This window comes from Amycolatopsis acidicola (assembly GCF_007713735.2).
In the GTDB taxonomy this organism is placed as follows: Bacteria; Actinomycetota; Actinomycetes; order Mycobacteriales; family Pseudonocardiaceae; genus Amycolatopsis_E; species Amycolatopsis_E acidicola.
In genome coordinates, this window is sequence record NZ_VMNW02000027.1 from 65,701 (window position 1) to 92,140 (window position 26,440).

Here is a 26,440-nt window from a genome sequence, read left to right on the forward strand (position 1 = left end):
GTGGAGACAGGGCAACGGCCGCGACTCACGCCGATCCACGGCTCACCCGCGCCAGCCTCGCGCCGGGAACGCCGGATCTGCCGGTGGTGGCCGGGATGTCAGCGGCGCTCACGCGGAACAGGCCCCGCAAAACCCCCCGCCAAGCTGCCAACCGCCGCCCGGGAACGGGCACACCCCCGGCTCACCTGAGTTCCTCCGCCGCCTCGCGGGCGATGGCGGAGACCACGTCCGGATCCACGCCCGGATCGGGCCGCGCCTGCAGCACGCTGCCGTCCCGCCCGGGGAGTTTCCGTTGCACGAACCAGATTCCGCCCCCACCGGCCACCTCGTGCCGATGCCGCCCGCGGATGGAGCTGTCCACCCGCTGCCGCACCATCACCGGCACCTTGCCGGGCCGCGGCAGGGCGAAGCGCACCGCCTCGCGGTCCGCCAGCAGCACCGCCTCCCCGGCCGCACCGGTCTCCTCCGCCTCGACGAGCGTCAGGATTCCTTGCCCCCACACGGCTTTGCTCACCAAATGCCAGCCGACCCGCCGCCCCTCCGGCAGCCACAGCCCCAGCTCCGTCACCACGAGATGCCCGCCGTAAGCCACTTCGGCCACCGCGAGCGCGTTCTCCGCGGGCGCCAGCGAACCCGGGAACCCCTCCGGGAGCCGATCACCGAACAACCGGGCCAGCAACCCCATCGAGCCTCAGTCCCATCCGCCGATCGCCTGGCCCCGCAAGGCCTTCCGGTACTCCTCCAGCGCCACGAGATCCCCGAACAGCGCCCGGTAGTCCTCCGGCGCCTCGACCGGCGACAACCGCTGAAGCCGCGACTTGATCTCGCCGATCTGCCGCCCGACGAGGTTCTCCTGCACCGCCGCGATCATGCTGCCGATGTACCGGGTGTCGGCCTCTCCCTTGGCGCGCAAGGGTTCCACCGACAACTCGGACAGCAGCGTGCGCACCGTCCCTTGTGGAGTGTGCTCGCTCGCCGCGTCGATCAGCGCGGGCCCGGCCAGCCCGCAGCTCGCGCCACCGGCCTTCTGCACCGCGCGGTGCACCGCGACATACGCGGGATGCGTGAACGCCTCCTCCGGGAGCGCGTCGTACTCCGGCCCGGCCACCGCGGGCTCCTGCAGCGCGGCCTTGAGCACCTCACGCTGCGCCATCAGCCGCGGGTCGCCGGGCGCCGGGCGCTGCACGTCGGGGCCCGAGCCGTTGGTCTGCGGGGCCGCCGGACGACGCCCGTTCTTCACCGGCGCGCTGCTGTTCGACGCCCCACGCACGCGGCGGACCACCATGTCGGCGTCCTGCCAGCCGACCCACCAGGCCAGCTTCGTCGCGTACCCGTCCCGCTTCGCCCTGTCCTTGATCTGCGCCACCAGCGGCACGGTGCGCTGCAACGCGGCGACCTGGCCGTCGACCGAGTCGAGGTCGTACGAGCGCAACATGCTGCGGATGGCGAACTCGAACAGTGGGATCCGCCGGGCCACCAGGTCCCGCACCGCCGCGTCGCCCTTCGCCAGCCGCAGCTCGCACGGGTCCATCCCGTCCGGCGCGATCGCGATGTAGGTCTGCCCGGCGAAGGTCTGGTCCCCCTCGAACGCCTTGAGGGCCGCCTTCTGCCCCGCCTCGTCACCGTCGAAGGTGAAGATCACCTCGCCGCGGAAGGCGTCGTCGTCCATCAGCAGGCGCCGCAGCACCTTCATGTGGTCCTCGCCGAACGCGGTGCCCGACGAGGCCACGGCCGTGGGCACCCCGGCGGCGTGCATGGCCATCACGTCGGTGTAGCCCTCGACCACGACCACCTGGTGCCGTTTGGCGATCTCGCGCTTCGCCAGATCCAGCCCGAACAGCACCTGCGACTTCTTGTAGATCGGGCTTTCGCTGGTGTTCAGGTACTTGGCCTGGATCCGGTCGTCGTCGAACAGCCGCCGCGCGCCGAAGCCCACGACGTCCCCGCCGAGGTCCTTGATCGGCCACACCAGCCGCCGGTGGAAGCGGTCCATCGGGCCACGCTGACCCTCCCGGACGATCTGCGCCTTGAGCAGTTCGGTCAGCTCGAACCCGCGGTTGAGCAGGTGCTTGGTGAGCTTGTCCCAGCCAGAAGGGGCGAACCCGCAGCCGAACGTGCGCCACGACGCCTCGTCGAACCCGCGCTCCTTGAGGTACTCGCGGGCGGCCTGCGCCTCGGGCGACTGCAGCTGCGCGGTGTAGAACTCGGCGGCCGCCTTGTGCGCCTCCACCATCCGCGTGCGCGTGCCGCGATCACGCTGAACGCTGCCGCCGCCACCCTCGTAGGTGAGCCGGAACCCGACGCGGTCCGCCAGCCGCTCCACGGCCTCGACGAACGGCAGGTGATCGATCTTCATCACGAACTTGATGACGTCGCCGCCCTCGCCACAGCCGAAGCAGTGGAAGGTGCCGTGCGTCGGCCGGACGTTGAACGACGGGGTCTTCTCGTCGTGGAACGGGCACAGCCCCTTCAGCGCGCCACCGCCGGCGTTGCGCAAGGCGACGTAATCACCCACGACCTCGTCGATCCGGTTGCGCTCTCGCACCTCCGCGATGTCACTTTCCCGGATACGACCTGCCACGCACCCGAGGATATGTCATTGCCGGCCCCTCTCCCGCCGCCGCCCTCAACGGAAACGCTTCGCGTCGCGGTATTTTCTTGGCCATGCCCCTGGCCGAAGACTTCACCGCGCTGCGCCCGCACCTCGTCTCCGTCGGGTACCGGCTGACCGGCTCGGTGTCCGACGCGGAGGACGCGGTCCAGGAGGCCTGGCTGCGCCTGTCCGGGCTCAGCGAGGCCAAACGCGCCGAGATCCGCGACCTCAAGGGCTGGCTGACCACGGTCGTCGGCCGCATCGGGCTGGACAAGCTGCGCTCGGCCACCGCCCAGCGGGAGCGCTACGTCGGCCAGTGGCTACCCGAGCCGATCGTCACGCCCCTGTCCGGCAAACCCAGCGAGGACCCGCTGGAGGTCGCGGTCCGCGACGAGGGCCTGCGCATGGCGGCGATGGTGGTGCTGGACAAGCTCAACCCCGAACAGCGCGTGGCCTTCGTCCTGCACGACGCGTTTTCCGTGCCCTTCGCGGAAATCTCCGGAATCCTCGGCGAATCCGTCGAGGCCGCGCGGCAGCACGCCTCCCGCGGCCGCCGCGCGCTCAAGAACGCCGAGCCGCCGCCGCGGGCGAGCCTCGCCGAGCAGCAGGAAATCCTCGACAAGTTCCTCAAGGCCCTGCTCGCCGGGGACCTGCAGGGCGTCACCGCGATCCTGCACCCCGACGCGGTGCTCACCGGCGACTCGAACGGCAAGGCCAAGACGGCGGCGCAGGTCGTCCTCGGCGCGGACAAGGTCGCCCGCTTCCTCATCGGGCTCACCAAGATGTACTCGCCGGGCGCGCTCGGCGCGGGCCGCCCGATGCTGGTCAACGGCGACCTCGGGATGTTCATCCCGCCGGGCGGCGGCGAGGACGGCAAGCGCGCGATCGACGCGCACCTGCAGACCTTCACCGTCCGCGACGGCCGGATCACCGCGATCTACGACCTGGCGAACCCGGACAAGCTCACCCGAGTCCCGGGAGCGGAACCCGGCACGCCTCCCCGGACGTGAAGCCCTGGTCGGTGATGCCGAGCGCGCTGTTGGCCCTGGCGCGCTGGTTCTCCAGCGCGATCTGGAAGGTCAGCTCGACGAGCCCCTTGCGGCCGAACTCGCGCTCCAGCCCGGCGACCTGCTCGTCGGTGACGGTCACCGGCGTCGCGGTCATGGCGTCGGCGTAGGCGAGGGCGAGCCGTTCCCGCCGGTCGAACAGCGGCGAGGTGGCGTAGTCGTCGATGTGGCGCAGGCGCTCGACGTCCAGGCCCTCGTGCTTCTGCAGCATGGTGCCGAAGTCGATGCACCACGTGCAGCCCAGCCGCACCGAGACGCGGTACACCGCGAGCTCCCGGATGACGGCGGGCAGCGTCCGCGATGCCTTCTCCGCCGCGAGCTCCTGCACCACGCTGCTGTAGAGCAGGCCGCGATGGTTCGCGAAGACGGCGAACGGTTCGGGCACCGCGCCGTAGCGGCGGCGGGCGATCCGGTAGACGAGCCGGGCCAGCGGGCCGGCGTCCTTTGTGGACACCACTGGGATACGGGGCATCGGTTTCCTCCTCGGAGTGCACGATCACTCCAGGGACGGGACGGGCTCCCGTTTCGTGACAGGCCCGCCGGCGGAGCCGGGTGACCTGCCCCACGCGACGAGCATCGCGCAGGGCGAGCCCTAGGAAGAAACGCCCGGCGCCTGCGACGCGACGAGCGCGCGGACATCCCACACCCACACGCCGTCGACATACCGCGCCGGGGTGCGCAGCAGTTGCTCCACAGTGGACTGCAGCGCCTGCTGGTTCGTCACCGGCGCCAGCACCATCACGTCCGCGTGCCAGTAGCGCAGATCCGTCAGCAGCTGCTGCCGCTGCTTGTCCGTGATCTGCGGGACTTGGCCGTCTTCGCGCACGTTGTTCAGCAGCGTCGCCGTCGGCCGCTCCACGGCGCCGTACCGGCCGCGTTTGTCGTTGGGGCCGTTCGGGCCCACGAAGTACCCGTCCGCGAGCGGGAAACCGGACCCGGCGCGGTTCTGCCAGTTCAGCGCCCGCGCGTCGCCGGTGTTGGGCAGCGGCACGGTCACCACCGAACCCGCCGTGACGTACCGCTGCCACGTGCCGTCGGAAAAGAACGCGGGCGTGGCCGGGCGCGTGATCGTCTCCAGCGGGGTGGGCGCGATCGGCAGCAGCACGGCCACGAGCACGCCCAGCCACAGCCACCGCAACGGCAGCTGCTTGTCCTTGAACGAAGGCGCGGCCTTGAAGATCCGGTCCGTCGCGATCGCGAGCAGCGCGCCCACGGCCGGGATGCACGCCATCGCCAGCCGCGACTCCAGCAGCGACTCGAACAACGGCAGCTTCATCAACAGCGCCCACGGCCCCGGGATCCCGGTGTCGTAGTGCGAGACCACGATCGTCAGCCCGAGCGAAAGCCAGGCGAGCACGAACATCGAGATCGCGATCGAGCGGGCGACGACGTTGCGCCACAGCCAGATCGTGAGCACCACCATGAACACGACCAGCGGCCAGCCGAAGAACGCGTTCTCCTCGGTGCGGTTCATCGACACGTCCGCGGCGGCGTCGGCCTGCCCGGCGACGGACTCGGTGGCGAACCGGGTGAACGCGGCCGTGTCGTTGCCGACCGAACCGTGCTCCAGGCTGCGATAGCTCTGCGGGCCGAAGAACTGGTACCACAGCGGGTAGATCGTGATCGCGAGCGCGAGCACGCCGCCCACGGCCAGCCCGATCACCATCGGCCGCGCCATCTTCAGCGCCTCACGCGGGCGCGACACGGCGTAGGCGATCGCGAACACCACGAAGCCGAGCATCGTGATCAGCAGCGGTTCCTCGCCGAGGAAGATCTGGTAGGCCAGCAGCAGCCCGAGGAAGATCCCGTCCCGCACCGGCCGCGCGCCCTGCGCCAGCTTCACCAGCCGCAGCACGATGAACGGCAGCAGCACCAGCACGGCGAAGTTCGGGTGCGCGTTGCCGTGCGAGATCATCGCGGGCGCGAACCCGCAGAAGAGCCCGCCGATCGCCGCGCCGAGCCGCGAGCTCACGAGATGCCGCGAGAACACCCAGTACCAGCCGGCGGCGGTGGAGGCGAGCCCGCCGGTGAGCGCGATCGCCCAGGTCACGGTCGGGCCGAACAGCATCGTGATCGGCGAGAGCGGGATACCGAGGCCGAGCATGGCCGTGTTGGCCATCAGGTTGACGCCGTCGGGGTAGTTCTGCAGCGTCGAGCCGAGCGGGTTCTGCCATGTGAACACCGCGTGCGCGGTGACCTGGAAGAACCACTCCCACATGTTCTGGTCCTGGGCGCTGTTGTACAGGTAGCCGCTGCCCAGGTTCACCCACTGCCCGGCGTAGATCACGAAGGCGGCGAGCAGGAAGCACAGCACGACGAGCGTGTCGACGCGGTCCCACCTGCGCCGAGGCTTCTCGACCACCTTCTCGGTATCGGGGGCCTCCAGCAACGCGGTCAACTCTCTACCTCACGGTTCGACAACCCGGGCGAAAAAGTAGACCACACCGGTCGGAGCGTGCCGCACGAGGAGCAGGAAAGGCCGGTCCAGCACCAGGTCAACGGGGTCGCCGCCGATCATCGCCGCCAGCCGCATGGTGACCGCCGTCGCCGCCGCGCCCTCGAAACCCTGCTCGCCGACGCGCAGCACGGACTGGTGCACGACGTCGTCGACGCACAGCCTTTCGTCCGGCGTCAGCGGCGTGAAATCCGCGTCAGGCCGGAACATCGAGCGCACGCCGAGACCGGCCAGCGCGGGCTTGAGCTCCGCGCGCATCTCCAGGTCCACCTTCGGCATCGACAGCCGGACCTGCCGCTGCGCCTTGACGGACAACAGCTTCGCCAGCCCGTCCTCGTCCAAAGTGGACTCGGCGTCGGCGAGATCCTTGTCCGGCAACAGGACCAGCGCGTTCGCCTCCCCCACGCCGGGCAGCTCGACCAGCTGCCAGCCGTCGTGCGCGGCGTAGGACAGCCGCTCCGACAGGTGCATCATCGGCACCCGCCGGGTGCCTGATGGGCTGTGGAAATCCGCGGGTTTCGTGCTGTGCTCGGAGAACGGGTGCAGCCACGCGACCTTCAGGTACAACGCGTTGACCAGGCTCGCGACCGTGTCCGCGCCCACCGAGCCCGGCTGCAGCAGCTCCGGGATCAGATCGCGGGTGGTCTCCGCCACGTCGGCGTTGATCGCGCGGCGGGCGCCGTCGGGGTCCGTCCCGAACGGCGCCGGCTTGACCCCGCCGTTCGGCCACGCCGCGAGCTGCCCCAGGAAATCCTCGTTCAGCGGGAGATCTTCCGCCGCCCACAACGTGTTCGAGACCTCCAGCACCGGCGGCTCGCGGTGGGCGGGCTGCTCCAGCGTGGCCGCGGCGCGCAGCAGCTCGGCCTGCTTGGTCACGTCGGCGTCCGTGCCGGCCAGCAGGCCGACCAGCTCCCGTGCCGTCTCGCCGGCGGCGGCCTGGCTGGTCAGGCCGAGCGCGCTGGCCACCGAGTACGGCGAAAAGCAGGAATCGCCCTTGCCGCTGACGGCGCGGTGCAGGGCGAAGCAGAACCTGAGGTGGTCGCGCTCGGGACCACGCGGCTTGGGCTTGGTCACACCGCGACGCTACCGGTTTTCAGTGCCGCCCGGTGTGCCAGGCGTGCCAGGCGTGAGCCTGCGCGTCGGTGAGCGAAGCGATCTGGTCGACCACCACGCGCAGCCGGGCCTCGTCATCCGCCGCGTCGTCCCACGCCGGGTGGAACATCAGGTCGAGCGCGTCCGGCGACCGCTTCACCAGCAGCTCGGCGAGCTCGGCCAGCAGCTGCCGCTGGCCCTCCTGCATGGCCCGGCGGCGCGGGTCGCTCATCACGTAGCGCAGCGCCAGCGCCTTCAGCAGCGCGACCTCCGCCCCGACCTGCTGCGGCACTTCCAGCTCCGCCGCGTACCGGGTGAGCGGTCCTTCGCCGTGCGCGCGCCGCGTGCCGGTGACGGCCGCCGACGCGAACCGCCCGACCAGCTCGCTCGTGAGCCGCTTCAGCGCGACCTGCGCGGAGAACGACGCGTCGAACCCCGGCTTCGCCACGTCCGCCACCGCGGGCAGCTTGAGCAACTCCTCCGCCGCGTTCTCCAACGCCGACACGGACTGCGACGAGAAATGCTTCGCCGCCAGCTCGGCGACCGTGGCGCGCTCGGCCGGGGCCGCCAGCACCGCCAGCGAGATGCGCCCGGCCAGCACCCCGTCCTCCACGTCGTGCACCGAATAGGCCACGTCGTCCGCCCAATCCATGATCTGCGCTTCGAGGCACCTGCGGCGCGGCGGCGCGCCTTCGCGCATCCACTCGAAGATCGCCATGTCGTCCGCGTAGACGCCGAACTTCACCTCGCCGGGCTGCCGCGGCCACGGGTACTTCGTCGAGGCGTCGAGACAGGCGCGGGTGAGGTTCAGGCCCACGGGAAGGATCTTGGGCTCGAGCCGGGTGAGGATGCGCAGGGTCTGCGCGTTGCCCTCGAACCCGCCGCAGTCCCGCGCGACGTCGTTCAGCGCGCGCTCACCGTTGTGCCCGAACGGCGGGTGCCCGATGTCGTGCGCGAGGCCCGCGGTGTCCACGAGATCCGGGTCCGCGCCCAGTTCCTCCGCGATGCCCCGGCCGATCTGCGCGACCTCCAGCGAATGCGTGAGCCTCGTGCGCGGCACACCGGTGACCTCGGCGCCCTCGCCGGGACCGACCACCTGCGTCTTGCCCGCGAGACGACGCAGCGCGGCGGAATGCAGCACGCGCGCCCTGTCCCTGGCGAACTCGCCGCGGCCGTCCGCCCGGGAGCCCGGCAGCGCGGCGCTCTTGGGCTGCTCGGCCAGCCGCCGCTGTCTGTCGTGCTCGTCGTACCCGCTCACCTGGCCACTTTAACCAGCGGGACCGACAAAACCGGCTCAGCCGACGCTGGTGCTCCCGATGTCGTCGGCCGGGGTACGGGTGATCCGGTAGAAGAGCAATGCGCCGGTCTCGCGGAAGATGTACATCGCCTGGGTCTGGCGGGTCTGCACGATCGGGCCGCTGTGCGTGGGCGAGGTCCAGGCGTCGAGCCCGGAGTCGTCGGCCATCGTGCGCGCCCGCAGCGAATGCCAGGGATCGCTGACCAGCACGGCGGTGTGCCAGCCGTGCGCGGCCACTTCGTCGGCCACCGCACGCAGGCTGCCCAGGGTGTCATTGCCTTCGCCGACGGCCAGCGTCGCCGACTGCGGCACGCCCTGCTCGACGAGCCAGCTCGCGCCCGCCGAGGCTTCGGTGTAGTTGTCGCCGGCCCTGTTCCCGCCCGCGGTGACGATGACCTTCGCCACCCCGTCCTCGTACAGCTGCTTCGCGTGCTTCAGGCGTGCCTGGAAGATCGGCGACGGTTTCCCGTTGTACTGCGCGGCACCGAGCACCACGATCACGTCGGCCTGGTCGCGGTCGTCGCCCCGCGCGACCTGCCAGACGCGGAACGCCGTGCCCCCGATGACGAGCGCGAGAACCAGCACGGCACCGAACAGGAATCGGCGGACCCAGGTGACTTTCCCCATCACGCGCTATTTTCGCACGGCCGCCACGGCTGCGCGGGGGCGCTCGCTGAAGGCGGCCAAGGCCCGCTTCAGAGCCAGCCGTTCTCCTCGGCGAGACGCACGGCTTCGGCCCGTGTCCGGGCACCGGTTTTGCCGATGGCGGCGGACAAATGGTTGCGCACCGTGCCGTCCGACAGGTGCAGCCGCCGCGCGATGTCCGCGACCGTGCCGCCGTCGCTCGCCGCGCGCAGCACCTCGTGCTCACGCCCGGTCAGCGGGCTCGGACCCGTCGCGAGCGATTCCGCCGCCAGCGCGGGATCCACCACGCGCAGCCCGTTGCTGACCCGCCGCACCGCGTCCACCAGTTGCTCCGGCGGCGAATCCTTCACCACGAACCCCGACGCGCCCGCGGCCATCGCCCTCGCGAGGTAGCCCGGCCTGCCGAACGTGGTGCACACGATGATCCGGCAGGCAGGCAGCGCCGCGTGCAGTTCGGCGGCCGCGGTCAGCCCGTCCTTGCCCGGCATCTGCACGTCGAGCAACGCCACGTCCGGCGTGGATCCCTTGGCGGCGGGCAGCACCTCGTCCCCGGAGCCCACCTGCGCCACCACCTCGATGTCGGGCTCCAGGCCCAGCACCGTCGCCAGCGCGCCCCGCACCATCGCCTGGTCGTCGGCCAGCAGCACCCGGATCACGACGCGACCTCCAGCGCCGGCCGGACCTCCGCGCGCAACATCAGGCCACCGCCCGCGGCGTTCTCGACGCGCAGCGTGCCCCCGACTTCGGCGAGCCGCTCCGACAATCCGCGCAACCCGTTCCCCCTCGCGCCCTCCGGCGCGCCGACCCCGTCATCCTCGATCTCCAGCCAGGCCCGGCCCAACCGCACCTTCACGTGCCTTGCCCCGGAATGCCGCAGCACGTTGGTCACCGCTTCCCGCAGCACGTAACCGAAAACCTGCTGCAGGTCCGTCCGCACGTTGTCCACCGCGTGCGGCAGGTCCGCGTCGATCTCCGCCGCCCGCAACGCCGCCCGCGCCCCCACCAGCTCCGCGGACAGCGACACCTCGCGGTACTCCGACACCGTCGCGCGCACGTCGGTCAGCGCGCTGCGCGCGAGCCCTTCGACTTCGCGGATTTCGTCGATGGCGCGCTCGTTGTCGTGGCCCGTCTCCAGCACGCGCCGGGCGAGGCCGGCCTTCACCGTGATCGTGGTGAGGCTGTGCCCGAGGATGTCGTGCAGGTCCCGCGCCAGCCGCGCACGTTCGGCGCTGACCGCCATCGTCGCGATCTCGTCCTGCGCCTCCCGCAGTGAGCGGACCGTCGACAGCAGCCGGCCCATGAAGAACAGCGCGGCGCTCACGCCCAGCACGGTGCCGAGGTCGCTCCACGAGCCGTAGGTGTCGGCCCCCGACGCGATCAGCAGCGCGGCCGCGAGCAGCGACCCACCGCCGAGCAGCATCGCCAACGGCGCCGGCAGCCCGAACGCGAGCACCGCCATCACGTAGATCAGCACGTAGATCGAATCGCCCTGCAGCAGCACCACGATCAGCCAGCCCAGCGCGAGCATGACCGCGCAGAACACGAACCTGAACCGGACGCCGTGGCCGCGGAACACGAACCACGGGAAGGCCAGATAACAAAGCCCGTACAGCAGGATGAGCACCAGTTCCAGCGCGCTCTCCCCGACCGCGCCGCCCCGCGTCACCTCCTGCACCGCCGGGATGAGGATCGGCAACAGGAACAGCGTCCCGACGATGGGCCAGCGGACGAACAACCCCGGGCGCGGGTCGGCGCCGGCGGTGCCCCACCAGCGCTGCCGCTCCGAACCTCGATCCGACACGTCTCTCCTCGTCACACCCGCGCGGAATCCTTACGGTAGCGCCGGACGACCAGCGCTCCGAGCACCACGGTCCAGATCCCCAGCACGAGCACGTCCTGGCCGAGCCCGGTGGTCAGGTCGGCGGTCACCGCGCCGCGGCCGATCTGGCCCATCCAGTAGCTGGGCAGCACGTGCGCGATCTTCAGCAGCCAGTCCGGCATCGTGTCGATCGGGATGAAGATCCCGCCCAGCAGCGCCATCGGCAGCATCACCAGCTGGGTGATCGGCTGGGTCGAGTCCGAGGTGCCGATCTGCCCGATCAGCAGGCCGATCAACGCGAACGGGATGGCGCCGAGCCACACCCCGAGAGTGGCCCGGAGCCACCCGCCCGCGTCCAGCGAAACGCCCTCCGCGACCACGCCGACGAGCGGGACCAGGATCGCCGGCGCGAGCGCGAGGGTCATCCCCACCGTGCCCTTCGCGGTCAGGTAACCACTGCCGGACAAGGGGGTCAGTCTCAATTGACGCTGCCAGCCCGCCGCTCGTTCCACCGCGACCCTGGTTCCGGTGAACAACGCGGCGGCCATCGCCCCGAACGACGTCATGCTCACCATCAGCACGGCCTTCTCGTCCGGCTGTTTGGCGAAAATGCCCACGTACAACAGGAAAAGCAGGACCGGGAAGCCCACGGTGAAGATCAGGAACCGGGGCGAGCGGAACACCCGGCGGATCTCCAGCGCCAGGAACTTGAGACTCATCGGGTCTCCTCCTCGTCGGAAGTCAGGGAAAGGAAGGCGCCTTCGAGGCCGACGGCGGCGATCTCGATGTCGTGCACGCCGGGGAACCCGGCCAGCAGGGCGCGGAGGGTCTTGTCGGAATCGAAGCTGGAGACGGCGACCTGCTCGCCGCGGACCTGGAACTCGGTGACCCCGGGCAGGCCCGCGATCATTTCGTCCGTCGCGCCGGGCACGACCGCCCGGACCGTGCGTCCCCCAGCCAGCGCACGGACCTGCGCGACCGAACCGTCGGCCACGACGTTCCCGCGCCGCATCAACACGACCCGGTCGGCGAACTCCTCCGCCTCCTCCAGGTAGTGCGTGGCGAACAGCACGGTGCGGCCGGTGTTCGTGAACGCCTGCATGGACCGCCAGAACTCGCGGCGGCTGCCGACGTCCATCGCGGCCGTCGGCTCGTCCAGCAGCAGCAGGTCGGGATCGCTGACGAGCGCCACCGCGAACCGGACACGCTGCTTCTGGCCGCCGGAAAGCTTGTTGCCGCGGCGGTTCGCCAGTTCCTCGATTCCCGCGCGGCGCAAGGCTTCCGCCACCGGCATCGGCCTGCGGTGCAGCGACGCGACCATGCCGACCATCTCGCCGACCGTCGCGTCGTCCAGCAGCGCCCCGCCCTGCAGCATCGCGCCGATCGTGCCGCGCTTGATCGCGTCCGGCGGCGTCGAGCCGAAGACGGTCACGTCGCCGGAATCCGGCTTCGTGAGGCCGAGAATCATGTCTACGGTGGTCGACTTGCCTGCACCGTTCGGGCCGAGCAGCGCCACCACCTCACCCGGGGCGATCGTGAGGTCGATGCCGTCGACGGCACGCACCTCGCCGTAGTGCTTGCGCAGGCCGCTCAGCCGCACCGCGGCCCCGGCCGCCACCGCGGCGTCGCCGCGGATCCGTGTCCCAGTTCCGTTCATGACCCCAGATTCGCGCGCGGCGGGCCCCGGGACGCAGGCCGAGCGTCACGACGTGGGGGTGACAAGTGTCAGGGGTGGCGCGGACACGAAAACGCCGCCGCCCCGCGAAACGGGACGGCGGCGCCGGTTTTCGTGGTCTCAGCAGCCGATCAGGCGGCTCGCCAGGTATCCCTCGAGCTTGTCCATCGCGACGCGCTCCTGTGTCATGGAGTCGCGCTCGCGGACCGTGACGGCCTGGTCCTCCAGCGAGTCGAAGTCCACCGTCACGCAGAACGGCGTGCCGATCTCGTCCTGGCGGCGGTAGCGGCGGCCGATCGCGCCCGCGTCGTCGAAGTCGACGTTCCAGTGCTGGCGCAGCGTGGCCGCGACGTCCCTGGCCTTCGGGGTGAGATCGGCGTTGCGGGACAAGGGAAGCACGGCGGCCTTGAACGGCGCGAGGCGGCGGTCGAGCCGGAGCACGACGCGCTTGTCCACGCCGCCCTTGGCGTTGGGCGCCTCGTCCTCGGCGTAGGCGTCGAGCAGGAACGCCATCATCGGGCGGCCCACGCCGGCTGCCGGCTCGATGACGAACGGCCGGTAGCGCTGCCCGGTGGACTGGTCGAAGAAGGACAGGTCCACGCCCGAGTGGTTCGAATGCGTGGTGAGGTCGAAGTCCGTGCGGTTCGCGATGCCCTCGAGCTCACCCCACTCCTGGCCGGCGGAGAACTCGAAGCGGTACTCGATGTCCACCGTGCGCTTCGAGTAGTGGGACAGCTTTTCCTTCGGGTGCTCGTAGTGGCGCAGGTTGTCCCGCTTGATGCCGAGACCCGTGTACCAGTCGGTGCGCAGGTCGATCCAGTACTGGTGCCAGGTCTCGTCCTCGCCCGGCTCGACGAAGAACTCCATCTCCATCTGCTCGAACTCGCGGGTGCGGAAGATGAAGTTGCCCGGCGTGATCTCGTTGCGGAAGGACTTGCCGATCTGGCCGATGCCGAACGGCGGCTTCTTGCGCGACGCGGTCTGCACGTTGAGGAAGTTCACGAAGATGCCCTGCGCCGTCTCCGGGCGCAGGTAGTGCAGGCCCTCCTCGGACTCCACCGGGCCGAGGTAGGTCTTGAGCAGCCCGTTGAAGCTGCGCGGGGCCGTGTACTGGCCGCGGGTGCCGCAGTTGGGGCAGGGCACCTCGGACAGGTCGCCCTCGGCGAACTGCTTGCCGGTGCGCTCCTCGAACTCCTCCTGCAGGTGGTCCGCGCGGAAGCGGCGGTGGCAGGAAAGGCACTCCACCAGCGGGTCGACGAACGCTTCGACGTGGCCGGATGCCTCCCACACCTTGCGGGGCAGGATCACGGCCGAGTCGAGGCCGACGACGTCCTCACGGCTCTGCACCATGGTCTTCCACCACTGGCGCTTGATGTTCTCCTTGAGCTCGACCCCGAGCGGCCCGTAGTCCCACGCCGAGCGGGTACCGCCGTAGATCTCCCCGCTGGGGAAGACGAAGCCACGGCGCTTGCACAAGCTGACGACGGTTTCGATGGTGTTCGCGGGCACTCCACGCTCTCCAGGGCCGAGGGTGTTGATTTGGTCCAGCGTATCCGGCCCGTCCGCCCAGGACGGCGGGGGGCTTGACAGATCGGCCGGGTACCGCTTAGCGACCACTAGGATGGGGGCAGACCCCGACGACAGGCTGGAGATCGACATGCCGACGGCGAACCCGGACGCGGACGCGGACCTGGGCGGGGTGACCGACGAGGTGCATTCGGGCCGGGCGGGGGCGCCCGCCGTCCCCGCGCCACCGGCCGCGACCCTGGCCGAAGCCGGGGAGCTGCTGCGGGCGCTGGCCGCGCCGGTGCGGATCGCGATCGTGCTGCAGCTGCACGACGGTGGCCGCTGCGTGCACGAGCTGGTGGACGCGCTTTCCGTCGCGCAGCCGCTGATCAGCCAGCATCTGCGGGTGCTCAAGGCGGCGGGCGTGGTGCACGGTGAACGACGCGGGCGCGAGGTCGTGTACCGGCTGGTGGACGATCACCTGGCACACATCGTCGTCGACGCCGTCGCACACGCACAGGAGGGTAAGTGAGCCTCGCACCGGTCCCCGGCCGCCGCGCCACCAAGCAGCGGGCGGCCGTGGTGGAGCTGCTGGCCGAGATCGACGAGTTCCGCTCGGCCCAGGAACTGCACGACGAGCTGCGCAAACGCGGCGACGGGATCGGGCTGACCACGGTGTACCGGACGCTGCAGTCGCTGTCCGAGGCCGGGGAGATCGACGTGCTGCGCACCTCCAGCGGCGAGGCGATCTACCGGCGCTGCTCGGCGCACCACCATCACCACCTGGTGTGCCGGCACTGCGGGCGGACGGTCGAGGTGGAAGGGCCCGCCGTGGAGCGGTGGGCGGAGAAGGTGGCGTCGGGGAACGGGTTTTCCGACATCACACACACCGTCGAGATCGTCGGCACCTGCGCCGACTGCGCCGCCCTGCGCCGCTCTTCGTAACGCCGGGGCGGTCGGCTCGGGCGGGCGTGTTTGCCGGGCGGGCTGGTGAGTTGACCGCCCCCGTTGGTGAGTTTGCTGGGCGCGCGGGCGTGTTGGCCGGGCGCGCGGGCGTGTTGGCCGGGCGCGCGGGCGTGTTGGCGGCTCCCGTCGGTGCGTTGGCCAGGTGGGCTCGCGTGTTGGCAGCTCCCGCCGGCGCACCGGCCAAGTGGGCTCGCGTGTTGGCAGCTCCCGCCGGCGCACCGGCCAAGTGGGCTCGCGTGTTGGCAGCTCCCGCCGGCGCACCGGCCAAGTGGGCTCGCGTGTTGGCAGCTCCCGCCGGCGCATCGGCCAAGTGGGCTCGCGTGTTGGCAGCTCCCGCCGGCGCATCGGCCAAGTGGGCTCGCGTGCTGGCGGCTCGCGCGGGTGCGTGCGTCGGGCACGCGAGCGTGTTCAAGCCCTCGGAAAGTCAGTCCTCGTAAGGGTCCTGGGGTTGCGGGATCCGGTGCAGCGTCGAGACCGTGACGTCCGGGGTGTAGCGGTTCGCCTCCTTGGCGGTGCCGGGGACGACTTCGCCGGTGACCTGGAGCCAGGTGTCGTCGGCGAAGCGCGCCGCTTCCGGGCTGGTGAGTCTGACCGTCAGCGGGTACGCGTCGGCCGCGCAGCAGGTGATCACCATGCGCGCGAGCAGCGTGGAACCCTTGCTGTGCGTGACGAAACCGGTGAGCAGGACCTTGCGCCCGTTCAGCGAGCCGTACGCGTCCCAGCCCGCGCGCGCCACGAACTGCGTCATCGTCAGCGGTACGACTTCGCCCGCGGGCAGGGGTGGGAAGGCCGCCTTGTCCTGTGCCGGGGCCCGCGCTTCGGTGCGGGTGACCGAGTCCGCGCCCAAAGCCGGGGGCGCGATCAGGAAGACCGCGAGCACCGGCAGCACCAGCAGCCACGCGGCCCGCGCAGCATGGTGGTGGCCGTGGCCATCCCCGTGACCGTGCACAGGAGCTAGCCCATCGCCATGGGCTGGCCCGCTTCGATCATCGAGCTCCTGCGCATCGCCGAGCCGCTCGCCATCACCAGCCCCATCCCCAAGCACGGCCTCATCCTCGCCCTGAGGGAGCGCGCGGGCGGCGAGCACGTCGCGCACGATGGCGACGGCGCCGAGGAGCAACACCACCGCTCCCCCGGCCAGCAGCCACGGCAGCTGCGCGGGCTTCACGTACCGCAGGTAGTCCCCCGTGATGCCGATCTTGAGCAGCGCCCCGCCGAGCAGCACGAGCAGCACGTTCTGAGTCTCCCGACGCACTCTCGCCTCACCCGGCCTTGCCCGCGAACGACCAGTTCGCGACGGTCACGGCGAAGACGATCGCCCCGCCAAGGGACAGCAGCCCGCTGAGCACGCCCAGCCCCAGCCCCCACAGCGCGGGCGGACCGGACCGCCACGCCAGCCCACCGAAAACGACCGCCAGCCCCGCCACCATCACGACCAGCAACCACACCGCGCCCAGCAGCAGCGCCAAGATCACCGTCAGCGAGTTCGGCTGCGCCCCGGCCGAACCGGGCCGGATCAACGCCCACAGCACCCACGCGGAAACCGAGAAAACCACACCGGCCATCCCCAGCACGACCGCCGTGAAAGCCATCCGCGGCCTCATCGCGCGCCCCCGATCAGCACCGCGCCGACGGCCACCGCGCAGCACACCGCGACGACGAACGTGACCGGGGCGAAGCGCACCGCGAAACGACGGCCGAAAGTGCCCGCGTGCAAGGCGAACAGCTTCACGTCCACCGCGGGCCCCACCACGAGAAAAACCAGCTTCGGCAGCAACGGCAACGCAGTCAGCGAAGCGGCCACGAACGCGTCGGCCTCGCTGCACAAAGCCAGCACCACCGCGAGCACCGCCATCACGAGCACGCCGAGCACCAACTGCCCGCCCAGCACGTCGAACCACGACTGCGGCACCAGCACCCCGAGCGCCGCCGAGATCAGCGCCCCCAGCACGAGAAAACCGCCGGACTCCACCAGATCCGTGCGCGCCGTCTCCGCGAAAACGCGCCACCGCCCGCCTTCCGCGTCCGGCATACGCTCCAGCGCGCGCCGCACGATCCAGTCGAGTTTGCCCCAGCGCGCCCACAACAAGCCCATCACGACCGCCGTGGCGAGCGAACCGAGAAACCGCGCCAGCACCATCTCGGGCTTGCCCGGGAAAGCGACCGCGGTGGCCACCAGCACCACCGGGTTCACCGCGGGCGCGGCGAGCAGGAACGTCAGCGCCGCGGCCGGCGCGACCCCCTGCCCGATCAGCCGCCGCGCCACCGGAACCGAAGCGCATTCACAGCCCGGCAACGCGACCCCGGCGAGCCCGGCCACCCCGACCGCAGCGGATGTGTTGCGGGGCAACACTTTCCGCAGCACACGCGCCGGCACGAAAGCCGCGATCGCCCCCGAGATCAGCACCCCCAGCACCAGGAACGGCAGCGCCTGCACGCAGACCGCGACGAACACCGTGGACCCGGTGCGCAACGCGGGCACATCGAGCACGTCCTGCAGCCACGACTGCGCCAGTATCGCGACGACGAGCAGCGCGCACAGCACCTCGATGGAGGTGATGCGGCGGCGGCGCGGCGGGGCCTGCTCCTCGCGCGGCGGTTCGGTCGTGACTTCCACGCGCCCGATGATGCCAGCGGGCACCGACAGTTCCGGACCCGGTGGGCGCCAAGGCCGACCAGAGCTGACCAGGGAATTCACAAGTCACCCGAAAGGTGACGAAGACGCGCGGGCTCAGCCGTCCGCCGGGAGCAGCTCAGCGCGCAGCTGCGAAGCCGTCGAAATGACGAGCATCAGCAACGTGCCCAGCGCCGCGGAATCCAGCCCCTGCGCGGGAAACGCGTATCGCAGGGTCAGATCCATCCCGCGCTCGCCGTGCGTGACGCCCAGCGTCCCGAACAACCCCTGCCCCGCGCGCTCGGCCGCCGACGCCGCGAGATCCGGGCTGTCCGCAAGATCCCACGCGATCACGCAGGTCAGGCTCAGCACCGTGAGCCCCTCGGCCAGCTGCGTCGCCTGGATCACACACGGCACGCCCTTGTGGGAGAACGTCAGCGCTCCGTCGTCGTCGACGTGCACCTCGAGATAGCGCTCGAGCGCCTCGCGTGCCCGCGCCAGCAATTCCGCGGTGTCCGCCGCCTCCGTGCTCATGAAGCCCCTTTCGAAGCGGCGTCGATCGCTCCGCCGAACCGGCGGTCGCGTCGGGCGAACTCCAGGCAGGCCGCCCACAGCTGACGGCGGTCGAAGTCCGGGAACAGCGTGTCCTGGAAGACGAACTCCGCGTAGGCCGACTGCCACAGCATGAAGTTCGAGGTGCGCAGCTCGCCCGATGGCCGCAGGAACAGGTCCACGTCCGGCATCTCGGGCTGGTACATGTACTTCGCGAGGGTCTTCTCGTCGATCTTGTCCGGGTTGATCTTGCCCTCGGCGGCGAGCTTCGCGATCGTGCGCGTGGCGTCGGCGATCTCGGCCCGCCCGCCGTAGTTCACGCACATCGTCATGTTCAGCAGCGTGTTGTGCTTGGTCTTCTCCTCGGCGGCCTGCAGCTCCTTGATGACGCTGCGCCACAGCTTCGGCGTGCGCCCGGCCCAGCGGATGCGCACGCCGATCGAGCCGAGGTAGTCGACCTGGCGGCGGATGGTGTCGCGGTTGAAGCCCATCAGGAAGCGCACCTCTTCGGGGCTGCGCTTCCAGTTCTCCGTGGAGAACGCGTACACGGAAAGCCATTTCACGCCGAGCTCGACCGCGCCGCTGGCGACGTCGATCATCACGGCCTCGCCGCGTTTGTGTCCCTCGATCCGCGGCAGGCCACGCTGGTTCGCCCAGCGGCCGTTGCCGTCCATCACCAGCGCGACGTGCTTCGGCACCAGTTCGGCGGGGATCTCCGGCGGCCGCGCCCCGGACGGATGTGGATCCGGTGCCCTCAATTCCGCCGTCGTCGCCTGGCGTCCCCTGCGCAGCACCTGATTCGCCTCCCGTGGGTAAGGGTCCGCAACGACCCTACTTGCCCCCGGCGGCGACCTCTCGGGCCCGTCGCTCCACCAGCGGCAGCGACCGCAGCTGGCGCTCCAGGTGCCACTGCAGATGCGCCGCCACCAGGCCACTCGCGTCCCGGCGGGTGGTGCCCACCGACGCTTCCGCGACGTCCCAATCGCCGTGCAGCAAGGACTCCAGCAGCACCAGCACCTCCGGCGCCGGGTGCACCGAACCGGGCGCCCGGCAGTCCCCGCACATCGACCCGCCGGCCTGCACGTTGAACGCCGGGTGCGGGCCCGGCTGCCCGCAGCGGGCGCATTCGGTGATCGCCGGCGCCCAGCCCGCGAAGGCCATCGCCCGCAGCAGGAACGCGTCGAGCACCAGTGAGGAATCCCGCTGCCCGTCGGCCAGCGCCCGCAGCGCGCCGGTGACCAGCAGGTACAGCCGCAGCGCCGGCTCGCCCTCCTCCGCGGTGAGCCTGTCCGCCGTCTCGGCTATCGCGCTGGCCGCGGTGTAGCGCTGGTAGTCCCCGACCAGGGGCAGCGCGAACGCGTCCACCGTCTGCACCTGGGTGATCACGTCCAGCGTGCGGCCGGTGTAGAACTGCACGTCGACATGGCCGAAGGGCTCCAGCCGGGCACCGAAACGGGAGCTGGTGCGGCGCACGCCCTTGGCCACCGCGCGCACCTTGCCGTGCCGCCGGGTGAGCAGGGTGATGATGCGGTCGGCCTCCCCCAGCTTGTGCACGCGCAGCACCACACCGGTATCGCGATAGAGGCTCACGTGCTCATGGTCTCATCCCGCACCGACAAAAGCCGTCAGGACACCAGGATGATGATCCACGCGAGGAACGCGGTGTACGCCAGGAGGCCGAAGACATTGCCGATGACGCACAGCGCCTTGACGCTCTTGGACGCCTGCCAGGCACGCGGGAAGTCGCCGCGCTGCCTGGCCATCTCCACCTCGTTGGCCTTCGCCAGCGCGGCCACGCCGAACACGAACCCGCAGAACAGCGTGAAGATCGCCCAGCCCTTGTAGCTCGGGATCTCCGGCACCTGCTGCTGATAGCCGTAACCGCCGTAGTGGCCCGGCGGCGGCCCGTACGGATAACCCATGACTCCCCCAAGCCGTCCGGTGTCAGAAACCCAGGCGCCGCAGCTGTTTCGGATCGCGCTGCCATTCCTTGGCGACCTTGATGTGCAGGTCGAGGTACACCTTGCTGCCCAGCAGGGCCTCGATGTGCCGCCGCGCCTCCGAACCGACCTTGCGCAGCCGCTCACCCTTGTGCCCCAGGATGATGCCCTTCTGGCTGGGCCGTTCCACGTACAGGAAGGCGTGCACGTCGATCATGTCGTCGCGGCCCTCGTGCGGCAGCATCTCCTCGACCGTGACGGCGATCGAGTGCGGCAGCTCGTCGCGCACGCCCTCGAGCGCGGCCTCGCGGATCAGCTCGGCCACCAGGGTCTGCTCGGGCTCGTCGGTCAGCTCGCCGTCCGGGTACAGCTGCGGGCCCTCCGGCAGCCGCGCGACGAGCAGGTCCTCCAGCGTCTTCACCTGGAACCCGTCCACGGCGGAAACCGGGACCAGCTCGGCGAAGTCCAGCACCTCCTGCAACGCGAGGAGCTGCTCGGCGACCTGCTGCTGGCTCGCCAGATCGGTCTTGGTGACGACGCCGATCACCGGGGTGCGCTTCGCGATCTTGCGCAGCTCGCCCGCGATGAACTTGTCGCCGGGCCCGATCTTTTCGTTGGCCGGCACGCAGAATCCGACGACGTCCACTTCGGACCACGTCGAGTACACGAGGTCGTTGAGCCGCTCGCCGAGCAGGGTGCGCGGCCGGTGCAGCCCCGGCGTGTCCACGATGACCAGCTGCGCGTCCTCGCGGTGCACGATGCCGCGGATCGCGTGCCGGGTGGTCTGCGGTTTGCTGGACGTGATCGCGACCTTGGTGCCGACCAGCGCGTTGGTCAGCGTCGACTTGCCCGCGTTGGGCCTGCCGACGAAACAGGCGAACCCCGAACGGTGGGTCACCGCACCACTTCCTGCACTTCGCCCTTGGCGTCGGCGCGGATGATCGGCGCCGTGCCGGACAGATCCCGGACCGCCTGCACCGACGCGCCCACGACGAACGGCTCGGACGTGACGAGCGCGGCGGCTTCCAGGCCCTCCGCTCCGCTGGACACGGCGGCGGCGATGGCCGCCTGCATCGCGGTGATCTGGAACGAGGGCAGGTCGATGGTGACCGCCGCGTACGTGCGGCCGTCGGTGTCGCGCACCGCGGCTCCCTCGGCGGCCTGGGTCCTGGCCCTGGCCGAACGGGCGAGGATGACGATCTTCTCGTCCTCCGGGTCCAGGTCAGACATCGTCCAGGCTCCCATCTCGTGCTTCACCGTTGTTGCCGGTACGCACCCTACGTCCGGCGATGGCGTCGTCCTCCGCCCGTACCACCACGGTGGTGATCCGCATCCGGCCCCGGCGGTCCTTGCCGCCCTCGGCGTGCAGCCGCAGCCCGCCCACCTCGGCCTCCGCGCCGGGCAGCGGGACCCGGCCGAGCCGTTGCGCGAGCAGGCCGCCGACGGTCTCCACGTCGTGGTCTTCCAGCTCCAGGCCGAACAGCTCGCCGAGGTCGTCGACGCCGAGCCGCGCCGAAACACGCACCGACTTGTCGTCGAGGTGCTCGACCGGCGGGCGTTCCTCCAGGTCGGACTCGTCGGTGATCTCGCCGACGATCTCCTCGAGGATGTCCTCGATGGTCAGCAGGCCCGCGGTGCCGCCGTACTCGTCGACCGCGATCGCCATGTGGTTGTGCGAAACCTGCATCTCGCGCAGCAGGTCGCCGAGGCGTTTCGAGTCCGGCACGAACGACGCCGGGTACATCAGCTCGGAGACCGGCGTGGCGGAGCCGTCGTCGAGCGCGGCGCGCATGAGGTCCTTCAGGTTCAGCACGCCGACGATGTCGTCCACCGACTCACCGATCGCCGGGATGCGGGTGAACCCGGTGCGCAAGGACAACGCCAGCGCCTGGCGCACCGTCTTGTCCTGCTCGATCCACACGATCTCGGTGCGCGGCACCATGACCTCGCGCGCGACCGTGTCCCCGAGCTCGAACACCGAGTGGATCATCTCGCGCTCGCCCGGTTCCACGACGCCGCGCTCCTGCGCCAGGTCCACCAGCTCGCGCAGCTCGACCTCCGTGCTGAACGGGCCCTCGCGGAAACCCTGGCCGGGCGTGATCGCGTTACCGATGATGATCAGCAGCCGCGACAGGGGGCCGAGCACCGTGCCGAGGACGCGGACCGGCCCGGCCACGAGCGCGCCGACGCGGTACGGGTGCTGGCGGCCGATGGTGCGCGGGCCGACGCCGACCGCGACGTAGGCGGTCACGACCATGACCACGGCGGTGACGAGCACGCTGAGCCACTCCGGGTGGATCCAGCGCAGGAACACCACGGTGACCAGGACCGTCGCGGTCAGCTCGCAGATCATCCGCAGCAGCAGGATGAGGTTCAGGTGCCGGCGCCGCTCGGCGAGCACGATCGAGAGCTGGCGCGACCCCGGTTTGCCGAGCCGGATGAGCCCGTCCACGCGCGCCGGTGACGCGGTGCTGACCGCCGCGTCGGCGGCCGCGAACACCCCGGCGAGCAGGACCAGCACCACGGCGAGGACCAGCAGGGATGCGGAACTCGCCATCGCGCTAGCTGTCGTCTATGGCGTCGAGACCGGCTGCGCCGAGCAGCCGGTCGTCGGCGCTGCGCTGCTGGTCGCGCCGTCGCGCGGCCGCCATCGCGGACTTGAAGTCGGCCAGGATGCGCTTCTGCAGCCCGAACATCTCACGCTCTTCGGCGGGCTCGGCGTGGTCGTAGCCGAGCAGGTGCAGCACCCCGTGCACGGTGAGCAGGTGCAGCTCGTCGACGAGCGAGTGGCCCGCCGTGCGCGCCTGGTCCCTGGCGAACGCCGGGCACAGCACGATGTCCCCCAGCAGCGCCGGGGAAGCGTCACCGGCGTCGGGACGGCGGGAGGATTCCAGCTCGTCCATCGGGAAGGCCATCACGTCGGTCGGGCCGGGCAGGTCCATCCAGCGTTCGTGCAGGTCGGACATGACGTCGAGGGTGACGAGCACCATCGACAGCTCGGCCAGCGGGCTGACCTCCATCCGGTCCAGCGCGAACCGGGCAGCGGAAACGATCGACGTTTCGTCGACGGCGATTCCGGATTCGTTGGCGATCTCGATACTCATGATGGGTCAGCGACGGCCCTTTCCGTGACCGTTGCCATTGCTGGCGTCCTGGGTGGCCTGCCACTTTTCGTACGCGTCGACGATGTCGCCGACGAGCCGGTGGCGGACCACGTCGTGGCTGGTGAGGTTGGCGAAGTGCAGATCGTCCACGCCCTCGAGGATGTCGCGGACGACGCGCAGTCCGCTGCGCTGCCCCGACGGCAGGTCGACCTGGGTGACGTCGCCGGTGACGACGATCTTCGAGCCGAACCCGAGCCGGGTCAGGAACATCTTCATCTGCTCCGGCGTGGTGTTCTGCGCCTCGTCGAGGATGATGAACGCGTCGTTGAGGGTCCTGCCGCGCATGTAGGCCAGCGGCGCGATCTCGATCGTGCCTGCCTGGATCAGCCGCGGGATCGACTCCGGGTCGACCATGTCGTGCAGCGCGTCGTAGAGCGGGCGCAGGTAGGGGTCGATCTTCTCGGACAGCGTGCCGGGCAGGAAGCCCAGCCGCTCCCCCGCCTCGACCGCGGGCCGGGTGAGGATGATCCGGGTGACCTGCTTGGCCTGCAGCGCCTGCACGGCCTTCGCCATCGCGAGGTACGTCTTGCCGGTGCCTGCCGGGCCGACGCCGAAGACGATGGTGTGCTTGTCGATCGCGTCGACGTAGCGCTTCTGGTTCAGCGTCTTGGGGCGGATGGTGCGGCCGCGCCGGGACAGGATGTCCATGCTCAGCACTTCGGCCGGGGACTCCTTCGAGCCTGCCGAAAGCATGCCCACCGTGCGGCGCACCGTGTCCGGGCCGACCTGCTGGCCGCGCCCGGCGAGCGTGACCAGTTCGGCGAAGACGCGTTCACCGAACGCGACGTCCGCCGGGGCACCGGTGAGGGTGACCTCGTTGCCCCGGACGTGCACGTCGGCTTCGAGGAGCTCCTCGGCGACGCGGAGGTTCTCGTCGCGCGAGCCGAGCAGCGTCAGCGCCGCCGAATCCGGGATGGGGAACCGGGACTGGGCACTCTGCGTGGCCATCTCGGTGACGTCCGTGGGGTCGCTCTCCGGGACGTCCGCCGGGACGTCGGATCGGGCGGCTCCACCCTGTGCGGTTCGGGCCACGTGCGTTCGGGCCTGCTTTCTGCGCATGCGCTCGTCGGCTGTGCTGACACCATGATGCTAGCGGCACGGGCCCACTCGTCGCAGGTGGTTACTCGTGCCGCCCGAACAGGCCGAGCTGTTCGCCGCCCAGCACGTGCGCGTGCACGTGGAAAACGGTCTGCCCGGCATCACTGTCCGTATTGAACACAACGCGGTAACCGGACTCCGAAATTCCCTCCAGAACAGCCACTTCGCGCGCCGCGGCGATCACGTCGGCGAGCAGCCCCGGGTCGGCGGCGGCGAGTTCCGCCACGTTCCGGTACCGCTTCTTGGGCACCACGAGTACGTGCACCCTCGCCTGCGGATGGATGTCCCGGAACGCGTACGTGGTCTCGTCCTCGTAGACCTTGTCGGAGGGGATCTCCCCGGCGATGATGCGCTCGAACAGCGTTTCCGCGTCACTCATACCGGCACCCTATCCGTGCTCGGCGAGCCAGGCGGCCAGGGTCGCCGCGATCGCCGCCGGCCGGTTCCCCGGCGTGTCGTGCCCGGCGACCAGCACCGGTTTCACGATCGCCTCGGTGAAGGCGATGCCGCGGACCCGGCCGGGCATGGTCGGCGAAAGAGCAATCGATTTCCGGGCTCCCGGAGTCCCCCATGGATTGCCGTGCGGGAACACGACGGGCGTGCCGGTTCCGCTCTCGCGGTAATGGATCCAGGAGCCGAGAACTTTCGTTTTCCTTGCTGTTCAACGGAAAGCGGGGGCGAACCTGGCCGCCCAGCCGGAGAACGGGCGGGGACCGCGGCCGAGCACTCGCTCGACGTCTGGGCTCACCTGTCGTTCGGCGGGGGTGGGGCGGCCGAGGATGTCGAGAGTGGCTTCGGCGACCGGCTCGGGCATGAAGTGCAGCATCGCCGCGCGCGCTTCTTCGCGGCTTTGCTCGATGAAGCGGACGGGTTCGCCGATCGCCGCGCCGATGGCTTCTGCTTGCTGCCGGGGAGAAATCGGGGCGGGCCCGGTGAGCGTGTAGGTGCGGCCATCGTGGCCGGGCTCGCGGAGCACGGCCGCGGCGACGGCGGCGATATCCGCGGGGTCGATGTTCGGCAACGCCACGTCACCGAACGGTGCCGCGACCTCACGCCGCGCACGGACGGATTCCGCCCACTGGAACGCGTTGGACTGGAAGCCCGACGCCCGCAGGATCGTCCATTCCGGACTCCCCTGCCGGACGGCCTCCTCGTGCACCGCGGGGTGCCGGAACGTCCCGACCCCTTGTGAGGACAGCAAAACTGTGCGCCGCACCCCGGCCGCGCCCGCCGCCCGCAGAACACCGGTCAAGTCCCCGCTGGCGAGGAACTCGGCGGAGGTCAGCAGGAACAGGGCTTCGGCGCCGTCGAGCGGGAGGCTGTCCGGCTCGGCAAGGTCAGCTTGGTGGTGGCGTACTCCGGCCGGTACTTGGGCGGCCTTGCGGGACACGGCGGTGACCGCGGCGCCACTGTCCGCAAGGGCTTTCACGAGGGGCTGCCCGACGTTGCCGGTCGCACCTGTCACGACGATCATTCCGGTTCCTTCCAGGGGTTTCGGTGGTCGTGACGGCGACGCTACTGTCGTGGGGCTAGTAGGTACCTAGAGGAAAGTGGGGGGTTCCGTGACTGAGGCCACAGCGGGGGTGGCGCCGGAGCTGGCGTGCCCGATCGCGCCGGTGGTGGATGTGGTGTTCAGCCGGTGGACGACGCCGATCCTGTGGACACTCAACGAGTTCGGCCGGCAGCGCTTCGTGGAACTGGAGCGGCGCATCAGCACTATCACCCCGAAAGTCCTGACCGAACGCCTGCGCCGCCTCGAACGGGACGGTCTGGTCGTGCGCACCTACCACGCCGAAGTGCCGCCCAGGGTGGAATACGAAATCAGCCCGCTGGGGCGCAGCCTTTCCCCGCTTTTCGCCGCACTCACGGCCTGGTCGCCGAACCTGGCGAAGGTCGAGGAGGCCAGGCGCGCCTACGATGCGCGATGATTTTTTGTTGGGGTGGCAGGGTTTTGGGG

31 protein-coding genes are annotated in these 26,440 nt (G+C 70.5%); 4 read left to right on the forward strand and 27 right to left on the reverse strand.

The genetic code is table 11. The annotated features are described in order from the left end of the window. Nucleotides 1-181: 181 nt before the first annotated feature. Both FPZ12_RS19480 and dnaG read right to left on the reverse strand, forming a co-directional pair. Complete coding sequence (locus tag FPZ12_RS19480; protein WP_144746737.1) at nt 182-685, reverse strand: hypothetical protein; 504 nt, start codon at nt 683-685, stop codon at nt 182-184. A gap of 6 nt (nt 686-691) precedes the next feature. Further along, complete coding sequence (dnaG, locus tag FPZ12_RS19485) at nt 692-2,581, reverse strand: DNA primase (RefSeq protein ID WP_144746735.1); 1,890 nt, start codon at nt 2,579-2,581, stop codon at nt 692-694. Between the two features lie 83 nt (nt 2,582-2,664). On the opposite strand from dnaG, the gene FPZ12_RS19490 reads away from it, so the two are divergent. Continuing rightward, the gene (locus tag FPZ12_RS19490; protein WP_144746733.1) at nt 2,665-3,603 is read left to right on the forward strand and encodes a sigma-70 family RNA polymerase sigma factor; all 939 of its coding nucleotides are present in this window, start codon (nt 2,665-2,667) and stop codon (nt 3,601-3,603) included. Here FPZ12_RS19490 and FPZ12_RS19495 read toward each other — a convergent pair. The 10 genes from FPZ12_RS19495 to FPZ12_RS19540 form a co-directional block, all read right to left on the reverse strand. Continuing rightward, complete coding sequence (locus FPZ12_RS19495) at nt 3,557-4,132, reverse strand: carboxymuconolactone decarboxylase family protein (RefSeq protein WP_144746731.1); 576 nt, start codon at nt 4,130-4,132, stop codon at nt 3,557-3,559. The genes FPZ12_RS19490 and FPZ12_RS19495 overlap by 47 nt on opposite strands. 120 nt (nt 4,133-4,252) lie before the next feature. Next, a complete protein-coding gene (locus tag FPZ12_RS19500) occupies nt 4,253-6,058 on the reverse strand; it encodes a YfhO family protein (protein ID WP_144746729.1) in 1,806 nt (601 codons plus the stop codon). A gap of 9 nt (nt 6,059-6,067) precedes the next feature. After that, on the reverse strand, nt 6,068-7,189 hold the full coding sequence (locus tag FPZ12_RS19505; protein WP_144746727.1) for a serpin family protein: 1,122 nt from the start codon (nt 7,187-7,189) through the stop codon (nt 6,068-6,070). A 19-nt stretch (nt 7,190-7,208) separates the two neighbouring features. Next, complete coding sequence (locus tag FPZ12_RS19510) at nt 7,209-8,465, reverse strand: deoxyguanosinetriphosphate triphosphohydrolase (protein WP_144746725.1); 1,257 nt, start codon at nt 8,463-8,465, stop codon at nt 7,209-7,211. 36 nt (nt 8,466-8,501) lie between these two features. Then, entirely contained in the window at nt 8,502-9,131 is a 630-nt protein-coding gene (locus FPZ12_RS19515) for a YdcF family protein (RefSeq protein WP_144746723.1), read from the reverse strand. A 68-nt stretch (nt 9,132-9,199) separates the two neighbouring features. Then, nucleotides 9,200-9,805 carry a response regulator transcription factor gene (locus tag FPZ12_RS19520; RefSeq protein ID WP_144746722.1) on the reverse strand — a complete coding sequence of 202 codons (606 nt, stop codon included), beginning with the start codon at nt 9,803-9,805 and terminating at the stop codon, nt 9,200-9,202. Continuing rightward, entirely contained in the window at nt 9,802-10,950 is a 1,149-nt protein-coding gene (locus tag FPZ12_RS19525; RefSeq protein ID WP_243769918.1) for a sensor histidine kinase, read from the reverse strand. Before FPZ12_RS19525 ends, FPZ12_RS19520 begins: the two co-directional genes overlap by 4 nt. An 11-nt stretch (nt 10,951-10,961) precedes the next feature. Continuing rightward, complete coding sequence (locus FPZ12_RS19530) at nt 10,962-11,687, reverse strand: ABC transporter permease (protein ID WP_144746718.1); 726 nt, start codon at nt 11,685-11,687, stop codon at nt 10,962-10,964. Beyond that, nucleotides 11,684-12,625: an ABC transporter ATP-binding protein gene (locus FPZ12_RS19535; RefSeq protein WP_166462826.1), complete on the reverse strand. Its 942-nt coding sequence runs from the start codon at nt 12,623-12,625 to the stop codon at nt 11,684-11,686. Before FPZ12_RS19535 ends, FPZ12_RS19530 begins: the two co-directional genes overlap by 4 nt. A gap of 138 nt (nt 12,626-12,763) precedes the next feature. Then, the gene (locus FPZ12_RS19540; RefSeq protein WP_144746716.1) at nt 12,764-14,152 is read right to left on the reverse strand and encodes a glycine--tRNA ligase; all 1,389 of its coding nucleotides are present in this window, start codon (nt 14,150-14,152) and stop codon (nt 12,764-12,766) included. A 148-nt stretch (nt 14,153-14,300) separates the two neighbouring features. Here FPZ12_RS19540 and FPZ12_RS19545 point away from each other — a divergent pair, with 148 nt between their 5' ends. Beyond that, nucleotides 14,301-14,681: an ArsR/SmtB family transcription factor gene (locus FPZ12_RS19545; protein WP_144746867.1), complete on the forward strand. Its 381-nt coding sequence runs from the start codon at nt 14,301-14,303 to the stop codon at nt 14,679-14,681. Next, the gene (locus FPZ12_RS19550) at nt 14,678-15,094 is read left to right on the forward strand and encodes a Fur family transcriptional regulator (RefSeq protein ID WP_144746714.1); all 417 of its coding nucleotides are present in this window, start codon (nt 14,678-14,680) and stop codon (nt 15,092-15,094) included. The genes FPZ12_RS19545 and FPZ12_RS19550 overlap by 4 nt, the downstream gene beginning before the upstream one ends. 445 nt (nt 15,095-15,539) lie before the next feature. On the opposite strand, the gene FPZ12_RS19555 is transcribed toward FPZ12_RS19550, so the two are convergent. The 15 genes from FPZ12_RS19555 to FPZ12_RS19620 form a co-directional block, all read right to left on the reverse strand. Then, nucleotides 15,540-16,370, reverse strand: coding sequence for a TIGR03943 family putative permease subunit (locus FPZ12_RS19555; protein ID WP_144746712.1), 831 nt, complete (start codon nt 16,368-16,370; stop codon nt 15,540-15,542). 7 nt (nt 16,371-16,377) lie between these two features. After that, the gene (locus FPZ12_RS19560; protein WP_144746710.1) at nt 16,378-16,707 is read right to left on the reverse strand and encodes a hypothetical protein; all 330 of its coding nucleotides are present in this window, start codon (nt 16,705-16,707) and stop codon (nt 16,378-16,380) included. Between the two features lie 8 nt (nt 16,708-16,715). Next, nucleotides 16,716-17,732, reverse strand: a complete 1,017-nt coding sequence (locus tag FPZ12_RS19565) for a permease (RefSeq protein WP_166462827.1) — start codon at nt 17,730-17,732, stop codon at nt 16,716-16,718. 114 nt (nt 17,733-17,846) lie between these two features. Next, nucleotides 17,847-18,263: a YbjN domain-containing protein gene (locus FPZ12_RS19570; RefSeq protein ID WP_144746708.1), complete on the reverse strand. Its 417-nt coding sequence runs from the start codon at nt 18,261-18,263 to the stop codon at nt 17,847-17,849. Further along, nucleotides 18,260-19,075: an isoprenyl transferase gene (locus FPZ12_RS19575; RefSeq protein ID WP_144746706.1), complete on the reverse strand. Its 816-nt coding sequence runs from the start codon at nt 19,073-19,075 to the stop codon at nt 18,260-18,262. Before FPZ12_RS19575 ends, FPZ12_RS19570 begins: the two co-directional genes overlap by 4 nt. 37 nt (nt 19,076-19,112) lie before the next feature. After that, a complete protein-coding gene (gene recO / locus FPZ12_RS19580; RefSeq protein ID WP_144746704.1) occupies nt 19,113-19,871 on the reverse strand; it encodes a DNA repair protein RecO in 759 nt (252 codons plus the stop codon). Nucleotides 19,872-19,906: 35 nt separating this feature from the next. Beyond that, nucleotides 19,907-20,203 carry a CD225/dispanin family protein gene (locus FPZ12_RS19585; RefSeq protein ID WP_144746702.1) on the reverse strand — a complete coding sequence of 99 codons (297 nt, stop codon included), beginning with the start codon at nt 20,201-20,203 and terminating at the stop codon, nt 19,907-19,909. A 22-nt stretch (nt 20,204-20,225) separates the two neighbouring features. After that, entirely contained in the window at nt 20,226-21,119 is an 894-nt protein-coding gene (gene era, locus FPZ12_RS19590) for a GTPase Era (protein ID WP_144746700.1), read from the reverse strand. Further along, nucleotides 21,116-21,451, reverse strand: coding sequence for a cytidine deaminase (locus FPZ12_RS19595; RefSeq protein ID WP_144746698.1), 336 nt, complete (start codon nt 21,449-21,451; stop codon nt 21,116-21,118). The genes era and FPZ12_RS19595 overlap by 4 nt, the downstream gene beginning before the upstream one ends. After that, entirely contained in the window at nt 21,444-22,778 is a 1,335-nt protein-coding gene (locus tag FPZ12_RS19600) for a hemolysin family protein (RefSeq protein WP_144746696.1), read from the reverse strand. The genes FPZ12_RS19595 and FPZ12_RS19600 overlap by 8 nt, the downstream gene beginning before the upstream one ends. A 4-nt stretch (nt 22,779-22,782) precedes the next feature. Further along, nucleotides 22,783-23,325 carry an rRNA maturation RNase YbeY gene (gene ybeY / locus FPZ12_RS19605; RefSeq protein ID WP_144746694.1) on the reverse strand — a complete coding sequence of 181 codons (543 nt, stop codon included), beginning with the start codon at nt 23,323-23,325 and terminating at the stop codon, nt 22,783-22,785. Nucleotides 23,326-23,331: 6 nt separating this feature from the next. Then, nucleotides 23,332-24,417 carry a PhoH family protein gene (locus tag FPZ12_RS19610; protein WP_144746692.1) on the reverse strand — a complete coding sequence of 362 codons (1,086 nt, stop codon included), beginning with the start codon at nt 24,415-24,417 and terminating at the stop codon, nt 23,332-23,334. 88 nt (nt 24,418-24,505) lie between these two features. After that, entirely contained in the window at nt 24,506-24,862 is a 357-nt protein-coding gene (locus tag FPZ12_RS19615) for a histidine triad nucleotide-binding protein (protein WP_144746689.1), read from the reverse strand. A gap of 9 nt (nt 24,863-24,871) precedes the next feature. Further along, nucleotides 24,872-25,009, reverse strand: coding sequence for a hypothetical protein (locus FPZ12_RS45655; RefSeq protein ID WP_166462828.1), 138 nt, complete (start codon nt 25,007-25,009; stop codon nt 24,872-24,874). Between the two features lie 135 nt (nt 25,010-25,144). Continuing rightward, the gene (locus FPZ12_RS19620) at nt 25,145-25,957 is read right to left on the reverse strand and encodes an NAD(P)H-binding protein (RefSeq protein ID WP_144746687.1); all 813 of its coding nucleotides are present in this window, start codon (nt 25,955-25,957) and stop codon (nt 25,145-25,147) included. Between the two features lie 88 nt (nt 25,958-26,045). Between FPZ12_RS19620 and FPZ12_RS19625 the strand changes: the two genes are divergently transcribed. Next, nucleotides 26,046-26,411: a winged helix-turn-helix transcriptional regulator gene (locus tag FPZ12_RS19625; RefSeq protein ID WP_166462829.1), complete on the forward strand. Its 366-nt coding sequence runs from the start codon at nt 26,046-26,048 to the stop codon at nt 26,409-26,411. Nucleotides 26,412-26,440 lie beyond the last annotated feature (29 nt).

Coding starts and splice junctions, on each gene's coding strand:
- FPZ12_RS19570 (WP_144746708.1), bottom strand. CDS start 18,263: ATGAGCACGGAGGCGGCGGACACCGCGGAATTGCTGGCGCGGGCACGC.
- FPZ12_RS19530 (WP_144746718.1), bottom strand. CDS start 11,687: ATGAGTCTCAAGTTCCTGGCGCTGGAGATCCGCCGGGTGTTCCGCTCG.
- FPZ12_RS19535 (WP_166462826.1), bottom strand. CDS start 12,625: ATGAACGGAACTGGGACACGGATCCGCGGCGACGCCGCGGTGGCGGCC.
- FPZ12_RS19495 (WP_144746731.1), bottom strand. CDS start 4,132: ATGCCCCGTATCCCAGTGGTGTCCACAAAGGACGCCGGCCCGCTGGCC.
- FPZ12_RS19620 (WP_144746687.1), bottom strand. CDS start 25,957: ATGATCGTCGTGACAGGTGCGACCGGCAACGTCGGGCAGCCCCTCGTG.
- FPZ12_RS19615 (WP_144746689.1), bottom strand. CDS start 24,862: ATGAGTGACGCGGAAACGCTGTTCGAGCGCATCATCGCCGGGGAGATC.
- ybeY (WP_144746694.1), bottom strand. CDS start 23,325: ATGAGTATCGAGATCGCCAACGAATCCGGAATCGCCGTCGACGAAACG.
- FPZ12_RS19545 (WP_144746867.1), top strand. CDS start 14,301: ATGCCGACGGCGAACCCGGACGCGGACGCGGACCTGGGCGGGGTGACC.
- FPZ12_RS19585 (WP_144746702.1), bottom strand. CDS start 20,203: ATGGGTTATCCGTACGGGCCGCCGCCGGGCCACTACGGCGGTTACGGC.
- FPZ12_RS19490 (WP_144746733.1), top strand. CDS start 2,665: ATGCCCCTGGCCGAAGACTTCACCGCGCTGCGCCCGCACCTCGTCTCC.
- FPZ12_RS19600 (WP_144746696.1), bottom strand. CDS start 22,778: ATGGCGAGTTCCGCATCCCTGCTGGTCCTCGCCGTGGTGCTGGTCCTG.
- FPZ12_RS45655 (WP_166462828.1), bottom strand. CDS start 25,009: ATGCCCGGCCGGGTCCGCGGCATCGCCTTCACCGAGGCGATCGTGAAA.
- FPZ12_RS19480 (WP_144746737.1), bottom strand. CDS start 685: ATGGGGTTGCTGGCCCGGTTGTTCGGTGATCGGCTCCCGGAGGGGTTC.
- FPZ12_RS19515 (WP_144746723.1), bottom strand. CDS start 9,131: ATGGGGAAAGTCACCTGGGTCCGCCGATTCCTGTTCGGTGCCGTGCTG.
- FPZ12_RS19595 (WP_144746698.1), bottom strand. CDS start 21,451: ATGTCTGACCTGGACCCGGAGGACGAGAAGATCGTCATCCTCGCCCGT.
- FPZ12_RS19560 (WP_144746710.1), bottom strand. CDS start 16,707: ATGGCTTTCACGGCGGTCGTGCTGGGGATGGCCGGTGTGGTTTTCTCG.